This window comes from Rummeliibacillus sp. JY-2-4R (assembly GCF_053847205.1).
On sequence record NZ_CM132623.1, the window covers coordinates 12,484 to 31,370 of the forward strand.

Below are 18,887 nucleotides of genomic sequence, written 5' to 3' on the forward strand. Positions count from 1 at the left end.
ATTGTTCTTTGAAAACTGGATAAAACGACATTGAAAAATTCTTAAGTAACACATTTTTTTATATTAAGTTTTAAATTTTTAGGCTTAATAACTTATAGGTTAAGTTATTAAGGGCGCATGGCGGATGCCTTGGCACTAGAAGCCGATGAAGGACGGCACTAACACCGATATGCTTCGGGGAGCTGTAAGTAAGCTTTGATCCGGAGATTTCCGAATGGGGAAACCCACTATTCGTAATGGAATAGTATCTTGACGTGAATACATAGCGTCATGATGGCAGACTCAGGGAACTGAAACATCTAAGTACCTGAAGGAAGAGAAAGAAATTTCGATTCCCTTAGTAGCGGCGAGCGAAACGGGAACAGCCCAAACCAAGAGGCTTGCCTCTTGGGGTTGTAGGACACTCTATATGGAGTTACAAAGGAATGAATTAGACGAAGCGGTTTGGAAAGACCTACCGAAGAAGGTAACAGTCCTGTAGTCAAAAGTTCATTCTCTCCTGAGTGGATCCTGAGTACGGCGGAACACGTGAAATTCCGTCGGAATCTGGGAGGACCATCTCCTAAGGCTAAATACTCTCTAGTGACCGATAGTGAACCAGTACCGTGAGGGAAAGGTGAAAAGCACCCCGGGAGGGGAGTGAAAGAGATCCTGAAACCATGTGCCTACAAGTAGTTAGAGCCCGTTAATGGGTGATAGCGTGCCTTTTGTAGAATGAACCGGCGAGTTACGATTACATGCAAGGTTAAGTTGAAAAGACGGAGCCGTAGCGAAAGCGAGTCTGAATAGGGCGAATGAGTATGTGGTTGTAGACCCGAAACCAGGTGATCTACCCATGTCCAGGGTGAAGGTAAGGTAACACTTACTGGAGGCCCGAACCCACGCACGTTGAAAAGTGCGGGGATGAGGTGTGGGTAGCGGAGAAATTCCAATCGAACTTGGAGATAGCTGGTTCTCTCCGAAATAGCTTTAGGGCTAGCCTCGTGATAGAGAATCTTGGAGGTAGAGCACTGTTTGAACTAGGGGTCCATCCCGGATTACCGAATTCAGACAAACTCCGAATGCCAATGATTTATGCACGGGAGTCAGACTGCGAGTGATAAGATCCGTAGTCAAAAGGGAAACAGCCCAGACCACCAGCTAAGGTCCCAAAGTAATTGTTAAGTGGAAAAGGATGTGACGTTGCTTAGACAACCAGGATGTTGGCTCAGAAGCAGCCACCATTTAAAGAGTGCGTAATAGCTCACTGGTCGAGTGACGCTGCGCCGAAAATGTATCGGGGCTAAACAATTCACCGAAGCTGTGGATAGACATCTATGATGTCTGTGGTAGGAGAGCGTTCTAAGTGCTGTGAAGTCAGACCGGAAGGACTGGTGGAGCGCTTAGAAGTGAGAATGCCGGTATGAGTAGCGAAAGATGGGTGAGAATCCCATCCACCGAATGACTAAGGTTTCCTGAGGAAGGCTCGTCCTCTCAGGGTTAGTCGGGACCTAAGCCGAGGCCGATAGGCGTAGGCGATGGATAACAGGTTGATATTCCTGTACCACCTCCCTACCATTTGAGTAATGGGGGGACACAGTAGGATAGGGTAAGCGCACTGTTGGTTATGTGCGTCTAAATAGTAAGGCGTGAGAGTAGGCAAATCCGCTCTCTATAACGTTGAGCTATGATGGCGAGCGGTTTACCGCGAAGTTCCTGATTTCACACTGTCAAGAAAAGCCTCTAGCGAGGTAGGAGGTGCCCGTACCGCAAACCGACACAGGTAGTCGAGGAGAGAATCCTAAGGTGAGCGAGAGAACTCTCGTTAAGGAACTCGGCAAAATGACCCCGTAACTTCGGGAGAAGGGGTGCTCTAGTAGGGTGCAAGCCCGAGAGAGCCGCAGTGAATAGGCCCAGGCGACTGTTTAGCAAAAACACAGGTCTCTGCAAAACCGTAAGGTGACGTATAGGGGCTGACGCCTGCCCGGTGCTGGAAGGTTAAGGGGATTGCTTAGCGTAAGCGAAGGTGAGAACCGAAGCCCCAGTAAACGGCGGCCGTAACTATAACGGTCCTAAGGTAGCGAAATTCCTTGTCGGGTAAGTTCCGACCCGCACGAAAGGCGTAACGATCTGGGCACTGTCTCAACGAGAGACTCGGTGAAATTATAGTACCTGTGAAGATGCAGGTTACCCGCGACAGGACGGAAAGACCCCGTGGAGCTTTACTGTAGCCTGATATTGAATTTTGGTACAGCTTGTACAGGATAGGTAGGAGCCTGAGATACCGGAGCGCCAGCTTCGGTGGAGGCGTCCTTGGGATACTACCCCAGCTGTATTGAAATTCTAACCCGTACCCCTATATCGGGGTAGGAGACAGTGTCAGGCGGACAGTTTGACTGGGGCGGTCGCCTCCTAAAGAGTAACGGAGGCGCCCAAAGGTTCCCTCAGAATGGTTGGAAATCATTCGCAGAGTGTAAAGGCACAAGGGAGCTTGACTGCGAGACCTACAAGTCGAGCAGGGTCGAAAGACGGGCTTAGTGATCCGGTGGTTCCGCATGGAAGGGCCATCGCTCAACGGATAAAAGCTACCCCGGGGATAACAGGCTTATCTCCCCCAAGAGTCCACATCGACGGGGAGGTTTGGCACCTCGATGTCGGCTCATCGCATCCTGGGGCTGTAGTCGGTCCCAAGGGTTGGGCTGTTCGCCCATTAAAGCGGTACGCGAGCTGGGTTCAGAACGTCGTGAGACAGTTCGGTCCCTATCCGTCGTGGGCGTAGGAAATTTGAGAGGAGCTGTCCTTAGTACGAGAGGACCGGGATGGACACACCGCTGGTGTACCAGTTGTTCTGCCAAGAGCATCGCTGGGTAGCTATGTGTGGACGGGATAAGTGCTGAAAGCATCTAAGCATGAAGCCCCCCTCAAGATGAGATTTCCCATTACGCAAGTAAGTAAGATCCCTTGAAGACGACAAGGTAGATAGGTTCGAGGTGGAAGTGTGGTGACACATGGAGCTGACGAATACTAATAGATCGAGGACTTAACCAAACGTTATTTTAAGAACTTCAATGAAAGTTTATCCAGTTTTGAAAGAACAATTCTTTCTTTATAAATAGTCTAGTAATGATGGCAAAGAGGTCACACCTGTTCCCATGCCGAACACAGAAGTTAAGCTCTTTAGCGCCAATGGTAGTTGGGGGCTGTCCCCCTGCGAGAGTAGGACGTTGCTAGGCACACAAAAAAGCACGACTGATTATTCAGTTGTGCTTTTTTTTATTTTATATAAGTTCTTGGGGATGCTTATATAATTTTGTGCAGAATAAGACTCCAACTAATTTGGCAAATGTGTAAATTTAGTTGCCTTATCTCTTGAGAAAAAGAAAATATTTATTCTACAGGAATAAACGGAACACAAATGTGCATACAAGGAGTAACGGGGAATACTTCTATATTTAGAAGTACTTTCTAACACTTTGTGTAAAGATTCCACCATTGCCCAATCTAGAATTAATTCCTCTAGAGCTAACAGAATTTTGTAGGAAATTTGTTGAAGAAAAATCATTTGAAGAATACAGTTGTATTAAAGAGAACAAAAAGGAGGATAGAAAAATTGAATATATACGATTTTGTTGTAGAAAAGGCTAACGGCGAACAGCAATCATTAAAGGAGTATGAAGGACATCCGATGTTAATAGTAAACACTGCTAGTAAGTGTGGATTTACTCCTCAATTTAAAGAATTGCAAGATTTATATGAGAAATATAAGGATCAAGGTTTTATAATCCTTGGTTTTCCTTGTAGCCAATTCAATAACCAGGAATTTTCAAGTATTGATAAGACGTTAGCTTATTGCCAAATGAATTATAATGTTAAATTTCCAATGTTTGCTAAGGTAGAAGTGAAAGGTGAAAATGCTTCACCTTTATTCAAATATTTGATTTCAAAAAAGAAGGGAATCCTAACTGAAAATATCAAATGGAATTTTACAAAATTCTTGATTGATAAGAATGGTGAGGTTATTGCTAGATTTGCACCACAAACTGCTCCTTCAAAGATAGAAAATGATATAAAAACGTTATTTTAGAGAAAAATCTAAATAATCTTATTTATTTGTGAATCCTTGACAAGTAATCGTGTACGTTGTTAATCTTACAATTAATATATTTTATAGGAGGAGTTCAAGAAATGTGGGAAACAAAATTTGCCAAAGAGGGTTTAACATTTGATGATGTATTGCTTGTACCAGCACATTCCGAAGTATTGCCAAAAGAAGTGGACTTATCAGTTAATTTAACACCGACGATTAAACTAAATCTCCCTATTATCAGCGCAGGTATGGATACAGTAACTGAAGCACCAATGGCTATTGCAATGGCTCGTCAAGGTGGCTTAGGAATTATTCATAAAAATATGACGATTGAAGAACAGGCTGAACAGGTCGAAAAAGTTAAACGATCAGAAAATGGTGTAATTACAAATCCATTTTTCCTAACTCCTTCTCATCAAGTTTTTGATGCAGAGCATCTAATGGGGAAATATCGTATTTCAGGTGTTCCAATTGTTAACAGCATGGAAGATCAAAAACTAGTAGGCATTATTACAAACCGCGATTTGCGTTTTGTACAAGACTACTCTATTAAAATTGATGATGTAATGACAAAAGAAAATTTAATCACAGCACCAGTGGGTACAACATTAGAACAAGCCGAAGAAATGTTACAACAATATAAAATAGAAAAACTACCGATTGTTGATAATGATGGCACTTTAACAGGTCTGATTACTATTAAAGACATAGAAAAAGTAATTGAATATCCAAATGCAGCAAAAGATAAACACGGTCGATTACTTGTTGGAGCTGCTGTAGGTGTTACAAAAGATACAATGTTACGTATCCAAAAATTAGTTGAGGCACAAGTTGACGTGATTGTTATTGATACTGCTCATGGTCATTCACAAGGAGTGTTAAACCAAGTAAAAGCTATACGTAATGAATATCCAGAGTTAACAATCATCGCAGGTAATGTAGCAACAGCAGAGGCAACTAAAGCATTATACGAAGCTGGTGCAGATATCGTAAAAGTAGGTATTGGACCTGGCTCTATTTGTACTACTCGCGTTGTAGCTGGAGTAGGCGTACCACAAATTACTGCAATATATGATTGTGCTTCAGAAGCACGCCGTCAAGGGAAAACAATTATTGCTGATGGTGGGATTAAATACTCAGGCGATATAGTGAAGGCATTAGCCGCTGGCGGACATGCAGTTATGCTAGGTAGTCTATTAGCAGGAACTTCTGAATCACCAGGGGAAACTGAAATCTTCCAAGGACGTCGCTTTAAAGTATACCGTGGAATGGGTTCAGTAGCAGCTATGGAAAATGGATCAAAAGATAGATACTTCCAAGAAGATGCTAAAAAGCTTGTTCCAGAAGGTATTGAAGGTCGTCTTCCATACAAAGGTCCTCTATCTGATACAATTCATCAATTAATTGGTGGTGTTCGTTCTGGTATGGGTTATTGCGGAGCAAAAGATCTCCATAATTTACGTGAAAATTCACAGTTTGTTCGAATGACTGGAGCAGGTCTTAGAGAAAGTCATCCGCATGATGTACAAATTACGAAAGAAGCACCAAACTATTCATTAGCGTAAGATAGTATCTTTAGCACCCTTTTCGCTTCAATATATGGAGCGTAAAGGGTGTTTTTTATTACCAATGGTTGAAAGCATAGGTTCTGTGTTAAAATGAGCGAGATAAGCTTATACATAATTGGAGGTAGAATAGTGAAGACGTCAAGAAAAAGAAAAATTTTTAGCATTTTCGTAGCTGTTGCGCTCATGTTTACTATGTTTGCGGCAATTCCAGGCGGAAATACAGCAAGTGCTGAAGATAATCTAGGCTTAAATAATGTAAAAGGGGCTATCTTAATCGATGCTGTATCTGGGAAAATCCTATATGAGAAAAATGCCGATCAAGCCCTTGGTATTGCAAGTATGTCTAAAATGATGACAGAGTATATTTTGTTAGATGCGATTAATAAAGGTAAAATAACTTGGGATCAAAAATATAAAGTCTCAGATTATGCCTATAAAATCTCGCAAGACCGAGCATTAAGTAATGTTCCATTGCGAGCAGATGGAGAATATACAATAAAAGAACTATACGAAGCAATGGCGATTTACTCTGCCAATGCAGCAACCATCGCAATTGCCGAAACAATAGCAGGATCTGAAACAGAATTCTTAACATTGATGAACAAAAAGGCAAAAGAACTTGGATTAAAAGATTACCACTTTGTAAATGCTACAGGCCTTAACAACGCACAATTACAAGGTATGCAACCAAGCGGAACATCTGATAGTGATGAAAACAAAATGCCTGCTAAATCTGTAGCACAACTTGCATATCATTTATTGAAAGATCATCCAGAAGTATTAAAAACTTCAAGTATTTCAAGAAAAACATTCCGTGAAGGCACTGATGATGCAATTAAAATGGATAACTGGAATTTCATGCTACCTGGTCTTGTAGCTGAGTATGAAGGTGTCGATGGTCTTAAAACAGGTACTACTGATTTTGCTGGACAATGTTTTACGGGTACAGCAAAACGTAATGGTACTCGCTTAATAGCTGTTGTAATGCATGCAGAGGGAGCAGAACATCTTGCACGTTTTAATGCAGCACGTACATTATTTGATTATGGCTTTGGCCAATTTACTACAGAAAAGCTTGTTCCAGAAGGCTATTCCTTCAAAGGCCAAAAAACCATTAAAGTAAATGATGGGAAGGATTCTGAGGTTAAAATTGCTACAAAGAATGCTATTTCAATGATGGTAAAAACAAGTGAAATAGACAATTACAAAGCAAATTTAGTGTTGGACAAACAATCAATTAATGCACCTGCTAAAAAAGGTACCGTTGTCGGACATGTAGAGATTGATAAAAAATCTGGTAATGATTATGGATTTATCGATAATTCGGCAAATGGTACAGAAGTAGTAACTACAGCAACAGTAGAAAAAGCAAATTGGTTATCACTTACATTTAAAAAATTTGGTAAATGGATAACTGGATTATTTTAGTAGCATAAAAAAAAGGGTTGGCTCTAATGCCAATCCTTTTTTTTATCTGCCTTTATTCCCCAACAACTCATAAGTTGTTGAATAGCGTTAGGTATTTCATTTTCTTCTAATCCCCCAAATCCTAGCAAAAATTGATTATCTCGATTTTCTTTTGTCGGTGCAATTGTATATTCTTTAATAGGTGTAATCCGAATTCCATGCTCAATTGCAATTTGACTTAGTTCATGTGCGTTAAGAGTATGTTTTGCCGTTAAAACGACATGCATGCCAGCCTGTTCGCCAGAAATTGTGACGCAAGGTTCAAATGATAAAAGCGCATCAGTTAGTTTTTCTAATTTTTTTCGGTAAATTTTCCGCATACGATTCAAATGTTTTGAAAAGTGGCCATCTGACATAAATTGTGCCAAAATATGTTGCTCAAAACGGGGCACTGTAGATGTATAATAATTAAATATTTTATGATATTGCGATAATAACTTTTCGGGTAATACAAAATACGCTATACGCAAAGAGGGCATAAGTGACTTAGAAAAGGTACTAATATAGATGACTTTATCTCGATGGTCCATACCCTGTAGTGAGGCAATAGGTTTGCCAATATATCGAAATTCACTATCATAATCATCTTCAATAATAAAGCGTTCATTATCAGAAGCTGCCCAATTTAATAGCCGTGACCGACGTGTAGCGGAGAGAATTGCTCCTGTTGGAAATTGATGTGATGGTGTAACGTAAGCAATATTTGCGTTAGATTGTTCGAGTTGAGCGATTTGCATTCCATCATCATCTACATCAATTGGAACAACCTTTTGATGATATTGATTGAAAATATGATGAGTTAAAGTATAGCCTGGATTCTCAATTGCATATTGGTTATCATCGCCTAACAGTTTCAGAATCATGGGTAGCAGTTGTTCCGTACCAGACCCTAATACAATTTGTTCAGGAGAGCAGAGTACACCACGAGATTGATATAAATAGCTTGCAATTTCTTCACGTAATTCAATTTCACCTTGAGGAGAACCAATTAGCAATAAATCCTTTTCATGGTAGTCAATTGCATCTTTTGCATACTTACGCCAAGTGGTAAAGGGAAAAGATGAGGTATCAATTTTACCAGGGTTAAAGTCATATTTTATCTGTTTTTTTGGGATACTTTCCAGTTCTTTATGAGGAAGTGTCTTCTCTACATAAGCCAATTCTTCAATCGTTTCTACAAAGAAGCCAACACGTGCTTTCGATGTAATATACCCCTCCGCAATTAACTGTGCATAGGCTAGTTCAACTGTTGTTTGACTAATTGATAAAAACTCTGCCAGTTTTCTTTTCGAAGGAAGTTTTGTATTAACAGCAATAGTACCTTCAATAATGCCTTTTTTAATTTCTTCGTATAGCTGTTCATATAGTGGAGTTACCGAATCTTTTTCTAATTGAATCATTAGCATATCCATTTAATCGCCCCTAACTGACCATATAAAAAAGTTAATAACTGAATCTTTTTGTATGGTCAATTTTCTTTATACTTACATCATACTAGTTTTTGGGAGGGAAATAAATAAATGGTTATTCAAACAGGTACGGATCGAATTAAAAGGGGTATGGCAGAAATGCAAAAAGGTGGCGTCATAATGGACGTAATCAATGCAGAACAGGCTAAAATTGCAGAGGCAGCTGGTGCAGTAGCGGTAATGGCATTAGAACGTGTACCATCCGATATTCGTGCTGCAGGTGGCGTTGCACGTATGGCAGATCCACGGATTGTTGAAGAGGTAATGAATGCAGTTTCTATTCCAGTTATGGCGAAGGCACGTATTGGACATATTGTAGAAGCACGAGTATTAGAGTCTATGGGGGTTGATTACATAGATGAAAGTGAAGTACTAACACCGGCAGATGAAGAGTTTCATCTACTAAAAAGTGAATATACTGTACCATTTGTTTGTGGTTGTCGCGATTTAGGGGAAGCTGCCCGCCGAATTGGGGAAGGCGCTTCTATGTTACGTACAAAAGGTGAACCTGGTACAGGAAATATCGTTGAAGCTGTTAGACATATGCGTAAGGTAAATGCTCAAGTGCGTAAAGTTGCTAATATGACAAAAGATGAGCTAATGACAGAAGCTAAAGTTTTAGGAGCACCTTTTGAAGTATTACTGGAAATTAATCGTTTAGGTCACTTACCAGTTGTAAATTTTGCAGCAGGTGGTGTCGCTACACCAGCTGATGCTGCTCTAATGATGGAATTAGGTGCAGATGGTGTATTTGTCGGTTCTGGTATTTTTAAATCAGAAAATCCGGAGAAATTTGCTCGTGCCATTGTGGAAGCAACTACAAATTATCAGGATTATAAATTAATTGCCGAAGTATCGAAAGAACTTGGGATTCCAATGAAAGGCATAGATATTTCTAAGCTCGCACCACAAGATCGTATGCAGGATCGAGGTTGGTAATATGGTAACTGTGGGTGTTTTAGCCTTACAAGGTGCTATCCGTGAACATATAGAGGCTATTGAATCAATTGGAGCAAAGGCAGTAGCAGTTAAACATAAGGAAGAATTTCAAAATTTAGATGGTCTTGTTCTACCAGGTGGAGAAAGTACTACAATGAGGAAGTTAATTGACCGTTATGATTTAATGGAAGAATTGCGTTCATTTGCAGCCTCTGGAAAGCCAATGTTTGGTACTTGTGCTGGAGTAATTCTACTAGCAAATAAACTTGTAGGTTATGAACAACCACATATTGGAGTAATGGATGTGGAAGTTCTTCGAAATTCTTTTGGACGCCAAGTGAATAGCTTTGAAGTAATGCTTAACATAAAAGATATTGGGAACAACTTTCCAGCTGTGTTTATTCGTGCACCGCATATCGTAAATGCGGGTGTTGATGTGGAAGTTTTAGCTGAATATGATGGACGAATTGTACTTGCAAGAGATCGACAATTTTTAGGGTGTTCCTTCCATCCTGAGTTGACAAAAGATTTACGCATAATGGAATATTTCATCAATATGGTTGAGGAAAGTAAGGACGCAATACTTGCGTAACTTTCCGATGTATTGTAAAGTATGGTTAACTTAACATTTAACACGATGATAGGAAGTAGTAGCGAGTACGTTTTTTTAAGAGAGTCGGCGGTTGGTGAAAGTCGGTAAAAACGCTTGTGAATCCGTCCAGGAGTTGCTCAGCTGAATACATAGTAGGCTGCAGCCGGTTACAAAGCCGTTATGAAACAAGTGGATTAGATCTTTTTTCTAATCAATTAGGGTGGCAACGCGGGTATGCTCTCGTCCCTTATATGGGGACGGGGGCTTTTTTTGTCCATTTTTATAAGTGTTAGTACGAAGCTACTTTTCCAAAGTCGAATACAATTGGAGGAATTATATATGTTAGACATTAAACGTGTCCGCGCAAACTTTGCGGATATTAAAGAAAAATTATCTCATCGTAATGAAGACCTTGGAACAATTGATCATTTTGAGGAATGGGATCAACAACGTCGTGATTTAATTGCTAAAACAGAAGTGTTAAAAGCAGAACGTAATAAGGTTTCTGAAGCAATCGCACAAAAGAAACGTAACAAAGAAAATGCAGATGAAGACATTGCTCATATGCGCAAAGTTGGCGATGAAATTAAAGAATTAGATGCAAAATTAAATGATGTAGAAGCAAAATTTAATGATATGATGATGCGCTTGCCAAATATTCCACATGAAAGTGTACCAGTTGGTGACTCTGAAGATGACAACGAAGAAGTTTACAAGTGGGGCAACGTGCCAACTTTAGACTTTGAAGCTAAAGCTCACTGGGATCTTGGAACAGACCTTGGCATCATTGATTTTGAACGTGCCGGTAAAGTAACAGGCAGCCGATTTGTATTTTATCGTGGTTTAGGTGCTCGTCTTGAACGTGCGCTTTGGAACTTCATGATGGATTTACATGCTGATAAACACGGCTATGAAGAAATGCTTCCTCCATACATGGCAAACCGCACAAGTTTAACAGGTACTGGCCAACTTCCAAAGTTTGAAGAAGATGCATTTTTAGTAGAAGAACCGGATTATTTCTTAATCCCAACAGCTGAAGTACCTGTAACAAACTTTTACCGAGATGAAATTTTAGAGGGTGCTAAACTTCCACAAGCATTCACAGCGTTTAGTGCATGTTTCCGTTCAGAAGCAGGTTCTGCAGGACGCGATACACGCGGTTTAATCCGTCAACATCAGTTCAATAAAGTAGAGCTTGTACGTTTTGTTAAACCTGAAGACTCTTATGATGAGTTAGAAAAACTAACAGGACACGCTGAAGAAGTACTACAATTATTAGGCTTACCATATCGTAAACTAAAAATGTGTACATCTGATCTTGGCTTCACTGCAGCTAAGAAATATGATTTAGAAGTTTGGATTCCAGCACAAAACATGTATCGTGAAATTTCATCTTGTTCAAACTTTGAGGATTTCCAAGCCCGCCGTGCGAATATTCGTTTCCGTCGTGAACCAGGTGCAAAACCAGAATATGTACACACACTTAATGGCTCAGGTCTTGCTATTGGTCGTACAGTGGCTGCCATTTTAGAGAACTACCAACAAGCTGATGGAAGCGTGAAAATTCCTGAAGTATTAGTACCATATATGGGTGGAGTAGAAGTAATTAAAGCACCAGCTAAATAATTTATTGAATGCAAAAGCGATTCATCAACATTGTGGTGAATCGCTTTTTTTATTATTATGTTTGAAAAAGTACTACATTAAAACGCCTAGATATGCAGTAAAGAACATAATATTAACAGTGACATTAAGAAATAGTTTGTTCTAGGGATTTTATGAATTCCCTTCTTTTAGCTTTCTTGTTTTCTTTTCTTCCTTTTTTCGTGTACGTAAGTCTTTAAAAAACTTAGATAGCACAGTACCACATTCTTCTCCCAAAACGCCTTCTGTTACTTCACACTCATGATTAAAACGCTTGTCATTTAAAAGATGATATAGTGAATCAACACAACCGGCCTTGCTATCACGGGCACCATATACTACACGTGGAATGCGGGATTGCAAAATAGCACCTGCGCACATTGGACAGGGCTCTAATGTAACATACAAAGTAGTTTCTTCTAAACGCCAACTTCCAACAACATCACAAGCTTGTTGAATAGCCATTAGTTCTGCATGAGTGACAGCATTTTGTGAAGTCTCTCGTAGATTATGGGCACGAGCAATGATTTCATTTTGATAGACGATGATCGCACCAATTGGCACTTCTCCTAATGCGGATGCCTTCATTGCTTCTTCCATTGCTAATTGCATATAATAGTGATCTTTATTCATGATATTCTCTCCTTGTCAAATAGTTTAGCATGATTTGCAGGACAAAAGCATATGTTAGTAATCATGAAGAAATAGAGGAGGCTTTATTTGATATACGTTGTAAAGCAAGGTGATAGTTTAAGTAAAATTGCAAGAGATCATCATACAACATCTGCAACCATTGCCGCACTCAATGAACTACCAAATCCAGATGTACTAGTAGTAGGGCAGACACTTGTATTACCTGAAACACCAAATCCTAATCGTAGAACAATCGAAACAAATGCTTATGTCGAGTGGTATACAAATGATGTTCCAGTACTTCTTTCGAATGAATTGAGAAAACGAGCTCCTTTGCTCACGTATATGATGCCATTTGCATATGAAGTAAAAAGAAATGGCACATTAACCCCACTTAATTGGGGAGATTTAGGTGATATTGCAGCAGCAAATAGAACAGCATCAGCAGTTGTTCTGACGAATATAGAAAATGGAGCCTTTAGTGATACTTTAGCCCATGAAATCTTTATGGATACAAATTTACAGGATTTAATCATCGGAGCGGCAATTGAGGAGGCAAAAAAACACGGTGCAAAAGATATCCATATGGATTTTGAATATTTGCCACCGGAAGATAAGGAAAAGTATGTAGAATTTCTAAAAAGATTTGCTTCCAAGGCTCATCCAGAGGGGTTAACTATATCTGCAGCATTAGCACCTAAAACAAGTGCTAACCAGCCAGGGAAATGGTATGAGGGGCATGATTATAAGGCAATCGGAGAAGTTGTAGACTTTGTAGTCATCATGACATATGAATGGGGCTATAGTGGAGGCCCTCCAATGGCAGTATCACCCATCAATCCTGTAAGACAAGTGCTGGAATACGCCGTCACTGATATACCAGCAGCCAAAATAATGATGGGACAGAACCTATATGGATATGACTGGAAATTACCGTATAAAGTCGGAAACCCCTTTGCAGCTGCTGTTAGTGCTCAAGCTGCAATTGAACTTGCTAAACAAAATAATGCTGCAATATCATATGATGAAGTAGCTCAAGCACCATTTTTCCACTATTGGAAAGATGGCATTGAACATGTCGTGTGGTTTGAGGATGCCAGGTCTATTGAGGCGAAATTCAAACTATTGGATAGACTTGGACTAAAGGGGATAGCATATTGGCATCTTGGTTTTCCATTCCCACAAAACTGGGCACTTTTACAACAAATGTTTCATGTGAAACATATCGTCTGAATTTATAAAATATTTCAAAGCCCGGCTTAAAGCTAGGGCTTTTTGCTTTAGTTAAAGTAATTTTCCTCTCCATATAGTTCATTGGCCGGCTTTCGATTATACAATATATGTTGCTATATTCTCTAATTATTTACCGATAAATCGAAAATGGACATTATGTCAAATTTATTTCTTGTACTGTCCTTCACTTTTCTCCTGTGTTAGAATTATAGTCATTGACTAAAAGATTACTGAAGGGGGACTTCTGATGCCTGTTCCGTTTATCACGGTGGAGGGGCCTATTGGCGTCGGGAAAACGTCACTTTCTAAAATAATTTCGGAGACTTTCGGGTTTCATTTATTGAAAGAAATTGTAGACGAAAATCCGTTTTTAAATAAATTCTATGAAGATATTGATGAGTGGAGTTTCCAGACTGAAATGTTCTTCTTATGCAATCGGTATAAACAACTAAATGATATTAAAAAATATATCGTTGAAAATAATCGTCCAGTAGTAGCTGATTATCACATTTTTAAAAATTTAATATTTGCTAAACGTACATTACAACAATCTGAATTTCGAAAGTATGAAGAAATTTACCGGATTTTAACGCAAGATATGATAAAACCAAATGTTATTGTTTACTTGTATGCTAGTGTGGATACATTAATGAAACGTATTGCTAAGAGAGGTCGGGGATTTGAAAAGATGATTTCTCGCGACTATATGGAACAGTTAGTGATAGATTATCATGAATCTATCTCTTTATTTGAAAGGGAACATTCAGATATTCCTGTTATTCGCTTCAATGGTGATGACATAGACTTTGTACAAAATCCATCAGATTTGAGAAGCATATTGAATACTATAGAAGAAACGTTAGAAAAAGGGAGCTTTAAAGCATGAATTTAAGAGAAAAGTATGGCATCCCATCGAATGCCGTAATTACTATAGCAGGAACAGTCGGAGTCGGAAAGTCAACAATGACAAAAGCATTAGCACAAGCATTAGATTTCCGCACATCTTTTGAAAAGGTAGATACAAATCCATATTTGGACAAGTTCTACGATGACTTTAGTAAATGGAGTTTCCATTTGCAAATTTATTTCCTTGCTGAACGTTTTAAGGAGCAAAAGCGTATTTTTGAATATGGTGGGGGTTTTATCCAAGATCGATCCATTTATGAAGATACAGGAATCTTTGCCAAAATGCATTTTGATAAAGGAACAATGAGTCCAACTGATTATCAAACATATACAAATCTATTCGATGCAATGGTCATGACACCTTATTTCCCACATCCGGATTTATTAATTTATCTTGAAGGTTCAATTGATGATATTATTGCTCGTATTGAAGAACGTGGTCGTCCAATGGAACAACAAACAGATAAAGAATACTGGTATGAGATGCATAACCGTTATGAAAATTGGATTGATAATTTTAATGCATGCCCAGTACTCCGTTTAGATATCAATGATTATGATTTATTGCAAAATCCAGAAACAATTGAAGTTATTTTAGAGCGAGTTGGTCATTTTATGGGGCAAACACAACATTTACGTCGAAGATAAATGTTGTTAAATATAATAGGATCCTGAAGTGGCGAGTCACTAGATAAAGGGATGTGCGGAAGGTTAAGGCTAACTTTTTGTACATCCCTTTGTGCATAAAATTTAAGAAATTGCTGAAAATCTATTTATGGAATACCTTTCTAAGCAAGTTTATTTATAAGAATTCTTAATACTTTTCCTGTTCTATAGGTATGATAAATACACATATACATTTGATAATAGTATTTTAACTATTTGGTACATGGGGAAAAGCTTTGTAAATTTTATATTTAAGTTATGTAATATAGTTGGTATTTGGCAACTTGATAATTAAAATTAGGACGAATGAAAAGAAATGAATTGGTGGTGATTACTATATGCGTGTTGGAATTTATTGTGGTTCAAAAACAGGAGGCAATTCTCTTTATGCAGAAAAAGCAGAAGAATTAGGTGTATTTTTAGCTAAACACCATATCGGTATAGTATATGGAGGTTCTAATCAAGGATTAATGGGGAAAGTAGCAAATGCTATTCTTGAACATAATGGTGAAGTAATTGGCGTTATGCCAGATTTTTTACAGTGGAAAGAAATAACACATCAAAACTTAACGAAAATACACTATGTCACATCAATGTATGAACGCAAAGCGAAAATGCTGGAGCTAGCAGACGTTTTACTTGCATTACCTGGTGGTGCAGGGACGATGGATGAACTTTTTGATGTAATGACTTTATCTCAAATTGGCCATCATCAGAAGCCAATATGTTTATATAATATTAATAATTTCTATGAATTTCTTCAATTGCAATTGCAACATATGGTAAACGAAGGATTTATGCAACAAGAACAATTAAAAAGTATAATTACTATTCACAGCCCTACTGAATTATTTGAAATTATCGAAAGAGAGATTGTCTTACAAGATAAGAATTACCCTAAGGATAACATTGGGTAAATTCTTTACATATCAGATAAACAGATAAACTCCTATAAATGGAAAAACCAGTTCTAAAAGAAATGAGTTCCACAATTCTCTCAGAACTGGTTTTAATTAATATAAAAATAAAGCAAAAAAAAATCCGTTACATTATGTAACGGATGGATAGTTAAAAATATGGAGGAGGAAGAGGGATTCGAACCCCCGCGCGGTCTGACCCGCCTGTCGGTTTTCAAGACCGATCCCTTCAGCCAGACTTGGGTATTCCTCCAAAAAAATTATGTCCTTATTGACAAAATATAATTTATCACTACATTTGAGATTTGTCAATAGCTTAATGGAAAATGGCCGAAGTTTTTTAGTGCAACTAAGCAGTACAGAAAAGGGAAAGGTTATGTATCTTTTTCACTCTACACCAGCATATTAATTTGATTTAACGGAATATATCCGGAACAAAAGGGGTTATTGCCATGTAAGAATTATTCCGCAAGTAATATTATCTATACTGCTGATGGATAAAGGGACATAATAGAATCTCATATATAATATTTTGATTAATAAATCAATTACCTTATTTTAAATAATGTATTTTAGTTGATTTTTCTTTTTGATGTTTGTATACTAGTAATTACCGTGCTAGGTGGGAAGGTAGCGGTGTCCTGTAACTCGCAATCCGCTTTAGCGAGACTGAATCCCTTTTTGAGGCTGTCCGTATGTTTGGCCTGCCTCTTGCACGTGGTGTTGACGATTGGGTCCTGCGCAATGAGCCCCCACGAACCATGTCAGGTCCGGAAGGAAGCAGCATTAAGTGGTATCGCTCATGTGCCGCGGGGTAGCCTAATCCGAGCTAACGACAAGAGTAACGCTTATGTACGGCTGTCGAGGAAAGGTGCACGGTATAACCGTGTAAATTCAAACTCACTTGTCTTTTTGACAAGTGAGTTTTTTCTTTATATACATATATCACAATAAAGGCTTCTAACTAGCTCTTATGCTATAATTAAATTATCAATCTACAATGGCGAAAGGAGAGGGAAACATTGTCATATCAGGCTTTTTATCGAGTATATCGTCCGCAATCATTTAGAGAAATGTCAGGACAATCCCATGTAAAACGAACACTTCAAAATGCTCTCCTAGCCAATAAAACAACACATGCCTATCTATTTTCAGGCCCCCGTGGTACTGGTAAAACAAGTACGGCAAAAATTTTCGCAAAAGCTTTGAATTGTGAGCACGCGCCAACTGATGAACCATGCAATGAATGTGCAACTTGCAAAAGCATTACAAATGGTTCTCATCCAGATGTGATTGAATTCGATGCAGCTTCTAATTCTAGTGTAGATGAAATTCGTGAAATTATTGAAAAGGTTCGCTTTGCACCAGCTAGTGCCCGCTTTAAGGTTTATATCATAGATGAAGTTCATATGCTTTCTACAAGTGCTTTTAACGCTTTGTTAAAAACGTTAGAAGAACCACCATCACATGTTGTATTTATATTAGCAACAACTGAGCCACATAAAATACCAGCAACGATTATTTCGCGTTGTCAAAGGTTTGATTTTAAACGGTTATCTTCCATAGATATTTTAGATCGTATGAAAATTGTACTGGAAGACATTCAATTATCTTATGATGAACAAGCATTAAAGGTTATTGCAAAGTCTGCTGCTGGTGGTATGCGTGATGCACTTAGCATGTTAGATCAAGTTGTTTCTTTTAGTGGTGACAAAGTAACTCTTGAAGATGCATTGTTTGTAACAGGTTCTATTAGTCAGGATATCTTTTATGATTTGGCGAAAAGCTTGGCTCAAAAAGATGTAGCAAATGTTTTAGCGATGTTGGAACAATTAATGAGTGAAGGTAAGGATGCTGTACGTCTTTCAGAAGATCTTATTACATTCTTTAGAGACTTATTATTAATTCAATCAGCTCCTGATTTAGGCGATTTGCTTGAATTAGCAACAACCGACGAGAAATTTCAAACATTAGCAAATGAATTTACAATGGATGCGCTCTATAGTTACATCGATATTCTCTCAAAAACACAACAAGAAATGCGCCTTTCTTTGCATTCAAAAGTATATTTAGAAACAGCCTTATTGAAAATGTCACAATTAAGTAATTTCCGTTCAACTATTGTTGGTAGTGAGAACTCCGCTGAGACTACTCCTCAAATGGCGGATTTACAATCAAAGATTAATATGTTAGAAACAATAGTTCACCAATTGCAACAAGGTGTACCAGTTCAACAACAAACAGAAGTGCAATCTCAGCCAAGACAACGGGCGAAAACATCAAATGCCTTTAATGTTCATGTTGGAAGAATTCAGGAAGTATTAAAAGTAGCGACAAAGCAAGACATCCAAGCGATAAAAACTGCATGGGCAGATGTGCTGAATCAATTACCAAAATCTCAATCTGCATTACTGGAAGATTCAGAACCGGTAGCAGCGTCTTCGAGTGCTTTTGTGTTAAAATTCAAGTATGATATTCATTGTCAAATGGCAGCAGAAAACCAAGAACTTGTTTCTAACTTTAGTCGTTGCATGGCAGGAATTACAGGGAACCTTTACGAAATTGTATTTGCGCCAGAAGAAAGTTGGCTGAAAATTAGAGCAGATTTTATCCAACATCATAAGATGGATAAAAAGGATCAACAAGAAGATTTAGGTGGCGAACAGTCTTTAGAGGTTGTACAATCAATTTTAGTTGATGAACAACAAGCTTCAGAAGACCCGCTTGTCACAGAAGCCGAAAAGTTATTTGGCAAAGATTTCGTAGAAATTGAAGAATAAATTCAAA

The 18,887-nt window shown here is 38.5% G+C and carries 13 protein-coding genes, 1 tRNA gene, 2 rRNA genes, 1 other RNA gene and 1 other annotated feature; of the genes, 14 read left to right on the top strand and 3 right to left on the bottom strand.

Annotation, left to right across the window (positions count from 1 at the left end; translation table 11 throughout):
- The first annotated feature begins 97 nt into the window (after positions 1-97).
- From ACWV26_RS00045 to ACWV26_RS00065, 5 genes are all read left to right on the top strand, one after another.
- Positions 98-3,027: ribosomal RNA gene (locus tag ACWV26_RS00045) — 23S ribosomal RNA — on the top strand.
- A gap of 68 nt (positions 3,028-3,095) precedes the next feature.
- Positions 3,096-3,212: ribosomal RNA gene (gene rrf / locus ACWV26_RS00050) — 5S ribosomal RNA — on the top strand.
- 377 nt (positions 3,213-3,589) lie between these two features.
- On the top strand, positions 3,590-4,063 hold the full coding sequence (locus ACWV26_RS00055) for a glutathione peroxidase (protein WP_455898146.1): 474 nt from the start codon (positions 3,590-3,592) through the stop codon (positions 4,061-4,063).
- Positions 4,064-4,164: 101 nt separating this feature from the next.
- Positions 4,165-5,631, top strand: a complete 1,467-nt coding sequence (gene guaB / locus ACWV26_RS00060) for an IMP dehydrogenase (RefSeq protein WP_455896398.1) — start codon at positions 4,165-4,167, stop codon at positions 5,629-5,631.
- A gap of 132 nt (positions 5,632-5,763) precedes the next feature.
- Positions 5,764-7,062 (top strand): serine hydrolase, encoded by a 1,299-nt coding sequence (locus tag ACWV26_RS00065; protein ID WP_455896399.1) that lies wholly within the window; start codon positions 5,764-5,766, stop codon positions 7,060-7,062.
- A 23-nt stretch (positions 7,063-7,085) separates the two neighbouring features.
- Here ACWV26_RS00065 and pdxR read toward each other — a convergent pair whose 3' ends face one another.
- Positions 7,086-8,513: a MocR-like pyridoxine biosynthesis transcription factor PdxR gene (pdxR, locus tag ACWV26_RS00070; protein WP_455896400.1), complete on the bottom strand. Its 1,428-nt coding sequence runs from the start codon at positions 8,511-8,513 to the stop codon at positions 7,086-7,088.
- 108 nt (positions 8,514-8,621) lie between these two features.
- Between pdxR and pdxS the strand changes: the two genes are divergently transcribed.
- The 3 genes from pdxS (at position 8,622) to serS (ending at position 11,727) form a co-directional block, all read left to right on the top strand.
- Entirely contained in the window at positions 8,622-9,509 is an 888-nt protein-coding gene (gene pdxS / locus ACWV26_RS00075; protein WP_455896401.1) for a pyridoxal 5'-phosphate synthase lyase subunit PdxS, read from the top strand.
- A gap of 1 nt (position 9,510) precedes the next feature.
- Positions 9,511-10,101, top strand: a complete 591-nt coding sequence (gene pdxT / locus ACWV26_RS00080) for a pyridoxal 5'-phosphate synthase glutaminase subunit PdxT (protein WP_455896402.1) — start codon at positions 9,511-9,513, stop codon at positions 10,099-10,101.
- Positions 10,102-10,137: 36 nt separating this feature from the next.
- Positions 10,138-10,352, top strand: a binding site (T-box leader).
- A gap of 88 nt (positions 10,353-10,440) precedes the next feature.
- Positions 10,441-11,727, top strand: coding sequence for a serine--tRNA ligase (serS, locus tag ACWV26_RS00085; RefSeq protein WP_455896403.1), 1,287 nt, complete (start codon positions 10,441-10,443; stop codon positions 11,725-11,727).
- A 150-nt stretch (positions 11,728-11,877) separates the two neighbouring features.
- Here serS and tadA read toward each other — a convergent pair whose 3' ends face one another.
- Positions 11,878-12,378: a tRNA adenosine(34) deaminase TadA gene (gene tadA / locus ACWV26_RS00090; RefSeq protein ID WP_455896404.1), complete on the bottom strand. Its 501-nt coding sequence runs from the start codon at positions 12,376-12,378 to the stop codon at positions 11,878-11,880.
- Between the two features lie 87 nt (positions 12,379-12,465).
- On the opposite strand from tadA, the gene ACWV26_RS00095 reads away from it, so the two are divergent.
- From ACWV26_RS00095 to ACWV26_RS00110, 4 genes are all read left to right on the top strand, one after another.
- Complete coding sequence (locus ACWV26_RS00095) at positions 12,466-13,611, top strand: glycosyl hydrolase family 18 protein (RefSeq protein ID WP_455896405.1); 1,146 nt, start codon at positions 12,466-12,468, stop codon at positions 13,609-13,611.
- Between the two features lie 247 nt (positions 13,612-13,858).
- Positions 13,859-14,497, top strand: a complete 639-nt coding sequence (locus tag ACWV26_RS00100; protein WP_455896406.1) for a deoxynucleoside kinase — start codon at positions 13,859-13,861, stop codon at positions 14,495-14,497.
- Positions 14,494-15,165, top strand: a complete 672-nt coding sequence (locus ACWV26_RS00105; RefSeq protein WP_455896407.1) for a deoxynucleoside kinase — start codon at positions 14,494-14,496, stop codon at positions 15,163-15,165. Before ACWV26_RS00100 ends, ACWV26_RS00105 begins: the two co-directional genes overlap by 4 nt.
- Positions 15,166-15,521: 356 nt before the next feature.
- Complete coding sequence (locus ACWV26_RS00110) at positions 15,522-16,100, top strand: LOG family protein (protein WP_455896408.1); 579 nt, start codon at positions 15,522-15,524, stop codon at positions 16,098-16,100.
- 160 nt (positions 16,101-16,260) lie between these two features.
- On the opposite strand, the gene ACWV26_RS00115 is transcribed toward ACWV26_RS00110, so the two are convergent.
- Positions 16,261-16,353: transfer RNA gene (locus ACWV26_RS00115), tRNA-Ser, on the bottom strand.
- Between the two features lie 360 nt (positions 16,354-16,713).
- Here ACWV26_RS00115 and ffs point away from each other — a divergent pair.
- Together ffs and dnaX are read left to right on the top strand one after the other, a co-directional pair.
- An RNA gene (gene ffs, locus ACWV26_RS00120) (signal recognition particle sRNA large type) lies at positions 16,714-16,979 on the top strand.
- Positions 16,980-17,122: 143 nt separating this feature from the next.
- A complete protein-coding gene (gene dnaX / locus ACWV26_RS00125; RefSeq protein WP_455896409.1) occupies positions 17,123-18,880 on the top strand; it encodes a DNA polymerase III subunit gamma/tau in 1,758 nt (585 codons plus the stop codon).
- Positions 18,881-18,887 lie beyond the last annotated feature (7 nt).

Coding starts and splice junctions, on each gene's coding strand:
- pdxR (WP_455896400.1), bottom strand. CDS start 8,513: ATGGATATGCTAATGATTCAATTAGAAAAAGATTCGGTAACTCCACTA.
- ACWV26_RS00105 (WP_455896407.1), top strand. CDS start 14,494: ATGAATTTAAGAGAAAAGTATGGCATCCCATCGAATGCCGTAATTACT.
- serS (WP_455896403.1), top strand. CDS start 10,441: ATGTTAGACATTAAACGTGTCCGCGCAAACTTTGCGGATATTAAAGAA.
- ACWV26_RS00100 (WP_455896406.1), top strand. CDS start 13,859: ATGCCTGTTCCGTTTATCACGGTGGAGGGGCCTATTGGCGTCGGGAAA.
- guaB (WP_455896398.1), top strand. CDS start 4,165: ATGTGGGAAACAAAATTTGCCAAAGAGGGTTTAACATTTGATGATGTA.
- pdxT (WP_455896402.1), top strand. CDS start 9,511: ATGGTAACTGTGGGTGTTTTAGCCTTACAAGGTGCTATCCGTGAACAT.
- tadA (WP_455896404.1), bottom strand. CDS start 12,378: ATGAATAAAGATCACTATTATATGCAATTAGCAATGGAAGAAGCAATG.
- pdxS (WP_455896401.1), top strand. CDS start 8,622: ATGGTTATTCAAACAGGTACGGATCGAATTAAAAGGGGTATGGCAGAA.
- ACWV26_RS00110 (WP_455896408.1), top strand. CDS start 15,522: ATGCGTGTTGGAATTTATTGTGGTTCAAAAACAGGAGGCAATTCTCTT.